Source organism: Pseudomonas sp. GW821-FHT07G06 (assembly GCF_058986625.1).
This window is the reverse complement of sequence record NZ_JBYSVW010000041.1, coordinates 1-1592: the sequence shown is the minus strand read 5'-3', so window position 1 is coordinate 1592 and position 1592 is coordinate 1. Positions and strand designations below refer to the sequence as shown.

The window sequence follows — 1592 nt, the reverse complement described above, 5'->3', positions numbered from 1 at the left end:
TTTGCCTATGACACCCTGCACCGCTTGAGCTCGATCACGGAACAGAACGATGTCGCAGCCACACCGCGGATCAGTGAGCGTTACCTGTACGGGGAAACTCAGCCCGACGCGGTGGCGGCCAACAGCCGCGGGCAGTTGGTCCGCCATTACGACACCGCCGGGCTTAATGAAACCCCGTGCTTCACGATAGGCGCCCAGCCGCTACAACAGATACGGCAGTTGCTGTTGAGCCCCGACAGCGACTGGCAAGGTACTGAAAGCCTGTGGCCCGCCCAGCTGGAGAGGGTCCGCTACCGCAGCCAGGTCGGGTATGACGCCCTGGGTGAGGCCTGGTTGAGTGTCGATGCGCTGGGCAATCGCCAGCGACAGCAACGTAACATCGCGGGTCAGTTAGCTAGCAGCGACCTGGCTTTAAAGAACGCGGTGCCGCGGCCGATCCTCACCTCGGTCAGCTACAGCGCCGCGGGCCAGGTGTTGCGTGAAGAGGCGGGCAACGGCGTGGTCAGTGAGTACAGTTACGAGCCCCAGACCCAGCGCCTGGATCGTTTGCTGACTACGCGCCCGACACAAGCCGGGCGTGAGCCCGTGTTGCAGGATTTGAATTATAGCTACGACCCGGTGGGCAACATCCTGTCGATCCACAACGCGGCGCTGGCTACGCGTTATCACCGTAATCAGCGCATCGAACCGGCCAATGACTACCAGTACGACGCGTTGTATCAGTTGCTCAGTGCCACGGGCCGGGAAAACGCCAGTGCCGGGACGCAAGGACAGGCGTTGCCAGTACCCGAGGTGCCGATCAGTGCAGACCCTAACGCCTACAGTAATTACACCCGGACGTACACCTACGATCTGGCCAGCAACCTGACACAAATCCGCCACCAGAGCCGCAGCAACTACACCCTGGACACGGTGATCTCCCCTACCTCTAACCATGGCGTGCAACAGACGGGGTTTGTCACGCCGGGCGATGTGGACGGTTTTTTTGATGCCTGTGGCAATCTTCAACAATTGGCCGCCAATCAGCCGCTGCAGTGGAATGGGCGTAATCAGCTGCAGCAGGTGACGCAGGTCAAACGCAGCGGGCCGGACGATGACCGCGAGTTTTACCAGTACGACGGCGGCGGCAGGCGGGTACGCAAGACCACCCTGACCCAGACCAGCGGCACGCAGCGTAGCGCCCAGGTCATCTACCTGCCCGGGCTGGAGCTGCGCCGTACACAACGCACAAGTGACGGCAGCCTCACCACCGAGGAAGAGCTGCAGGTGATCAGCGCCGGCGCCGGTCGTCAGCAGGTGCGGGTGTTGCATTGGGTGGTCGGCAAACCGGACGACATCGCCAATGACCAGTTGCGTGGCAGCCTGGACAACCAGATTGGCTCCAGCCTGCTGGAACTGGACCAGGACGCCAACCAGTTGACCCTGGAGGAGTATTTCCCGTTTGGCGGCACGGCGGTGTGGTCGGGCAAAAGCGCCAGTGAAACCCAGTACAAGTTTGTGCGCTATTCGGGCAAGGAGCGCGATGCGACCGGGTTGTATTACTACGGGTTCCGCTATTACGCGCCGTGGCTGGGCCGCTGGCTCAACCCGGA

Annotated in this window: 1 protein-coding gene; it reads left to right on the top strand. The window is 61.9% G+C overall.

The window, feature by feature from the left end; translation table 11 throughout:
* A partial coding sequence (locus AC3WJW_RS29945) for an RHS repeat-associated core domain-containing protein (RefSeq protein WP_493728545.1) occupies window positions 1-1592 on the top strand: 1592 nt, incomplete at both ends.